The sequence below is a fragment of the Teichococcus aerophilus genome, from assembly GCF_014490485.1.
Taxonomy (GTDB): domain Bacteria; phylum Pseudomonadota; class Alphaproteobacteria; order Acetobacterales; family Acetobacteraceae; genus Pseudoroseomonas; species Pseudoroseomonas aerophila.
In genome coordinates, this window is record NZ_JACTVA010000013.1 from 1 (window position 1) to 2,395 (window position 2,395).

A 2,395-nucleotide genomic window follows, 5' to 3' on the forward strand; every position below is an offset into this window, starting at 1 on the left:
CAGGCCAGCGGCGAGGCGGTCGGCCGTGCCGTGCAGGCGATGCAGACCATCGCCGAGAAGATCACCATCGTGCAGGAAATCGCCCGCCAGACCGACCTGCTGGCGCTGAACGCGGCGGTCGAGGCAGCGCGGGCCGGCGAGCACGGCAAGGGCTTCGCCGTGGTGGCCTCGGAGGTGCGCAAGCTGGCCGAGCGCAGCCAGATGGCGGCGAGCGAGATCAGCGGCCTGTCGTCGCAATCGGTGAAGGTGGCGCAGGAAGCCGGGACGATGCTGGCCCGTCTGGTGCCCGACATCAAGCGCACGGCGGAGCTGGTGGAAGAGATCAGCGCCGCCTGCCGGGAGCAGGACATTGGCGGTGAGCAGGTGAACCAGGCGATCCAGCAGTTGGACAAGGTGACGCAGCAGAACGCCTCGGCGTCCGAGCAGATGTCGGCGACGTCGGAGGAACTGGCGGCGCAGGCGGAGCAACTGCAAGCCAGCATCGCCTATTTCCGCACGGAAGCGGCGGCCTCGCGCGGCGTGGGGGTGGAGAAGGTGCGGCCGGTGCCGGTGGCCCACCCGGCGCAGCGGGCGCAGGTGGCTGCGCGCAGCGTCGCCAAGCGTCCGGCCCCGGCCCGGCCGAAGTCGCGCCCCGCCGCGCAGGGCCACGGCGTCGCGCTCGACATGTCCGCCGGCCCCGACGCCCGCGACAGCGACTTCGAACGGTACTGACCCCATGGCCGATGCATCCCTCCCGGCCGGGCCCTTCGTCACGCTGGGCCTCGAAGGCGACATCTTCGCCATCCCGGTTGCCGCCGTGCTGGAGATCCTGGACAGCCGCCGCATCACCCGCCTGCCCGAGGCGCCGATGCATGTGCTCGGCCTGATCGACGTGCGCGGCCGCAGCGTCCCGGTCATGGATCTGCGCGCCTGTCTCGGCCTGCCTGACGGCGAGCCCAGCGAGCATACGCGCATCCTGGTCCTCGATGTCGGCGGCGCCAGGGTGATCGGCCTGATGGTCGACCGCGTCTTCGAAGTCACGGCGCTGGACGGTACCGGTATCGAACCGCCACCCGACCTCGGCGCCCCCTGGCGGTCCGAGCACCTGCTCGGCATCGGCCGCCAGGGCGAGGATTTCGTCCTGCTGCTCGATGTCGGCCGCCTCTTCGCCGCCGGCGAAATGTCCTTCTGACCTTGCCCAACCTGCCCAAAACGGAGCTGGCTCCATGAACCTCTCAGTGAAACTCAAGCTGGCGGGCGGCTTCGGCCTGGTCATCCTGCTATCCCTCGCGGCCGGCGGGGTGGCCTGGCGCAACCAGCAATCCCTGCAGGCCACGCTGCAGGATTTCGCCACCATCCGCGCGCAGCAGCTGCGCCTATCCGGCGAGATGCGCTCGAACCTGCTCGAAAGCGTGCGGGCGGAAAAGAACGCCATCCTCGCTGCCGAAACCCCGGTGATCGAGCGCTACGTCGCGACCATGACGGAAAAGCGCCGCGCCGCGCAGGAGGCGCTCGCCACCCTCCGCGCCGTCTCGGACGCCGAGGCCCGCCGGCTGCTCGACACGCTGCAAGCCACGCTGGAACGCCACGCGCCGGTGCAGGACAAGGTGCGGGATGGCGCCGTGCAGAATTCCAACAACCGCGCCCGCGCGCTGCTGGACCAGGCGGTGCTGCAGTCGGCGCAGGAAGCCCGCTCCGCACTGGCCCGCCTGCCGGATGGCGCCCGGGCGGCCGAGGCCATGCTGCTGGCCGAGTTGGCGATGAAGGACGCCATGCTAAGCAGCAGCATGGCAGAACTGACGCGCGACACCCGCCAGCTGGCCACCGCGCTGGACGCCGTGCGGCGGCAGCGGGACGCGCTGCGGACCATCCCGGGCGCCGAGGCGGCGTCGGTGCCGCTGGACCGCTGGCTGGACGCGATGGCCCGCGCGGCGGAGCTGGTGCGTGACGGCGGCAACCTGTCGGCGGCCGAGATCTCGATGGGCGCCGCGCGCCAGCTCGTGAACGAGATCGACAGCCAGATCGCCGCCTACACCACCCTGTCGCAGGCCCGCATGCAGGAGGCCAGCAACGTCGCTATCCAGAGTGGCGAGCAGGCGGGGCTGGTGCTGATGCTGGCGCTGCTGCTCTCCACCCTCTCCGGCGCCGGCATCGCGGTGTGGCTCTCGCTCAGCATCAGCCGTGGCCTCGGCCAGGCGGTAGCGCTGACCCAGGCGGTGGCCGAGGGCGACCTGACGCGCACCGGCACCATCCGCAGCGGCGACGAGATCGGCCAGCTGATGGAGCAGATCAACGTCATGATCGGCCGCCTGCGAGGTGTCGTCGGCGATGCGCTGCAAGCCGCGGACAACGTTTCCTCCGGCAGCCAGGAGCTGTCGGCCTCGGCGGAGGAGCTGTCCCAGGGCGCGACGGAACA

General features: G+C 71.1%; 2 protein-coding genes and 1 pseudogene. All 3 read left to right on the forward strand.

Annotated features, from left to right (window positions below; translation table 11 throughout):
* Positions 1-387, forward strand: a pseudogene (locus tag IBL26_RS26270) (methyl-accepting chemotaxis protein); the annotation flags it as partial.
* 328 nt (positions 388-715) lie between these two features.
* Positions 716-1,171, forward strand: coding sequence for a chemotaxis protein CheW (locus IBL26_RS09465; RefSeq protein WP_187784233.1), 456 nt, complete (start codon positions 716-718; stop codon positions 1,169-1,171).
* 34 nt (positions 1,172-1,205) lie between these two features.
* On the forward strand, positions 1,206-2,395 hold a 1,190-nt coding region (locus IBL26_RS25505; protein WP_194443561.1), incomplete at its 3' end, for a HAMP domain-containing methyl-accepting chemotaxis protein.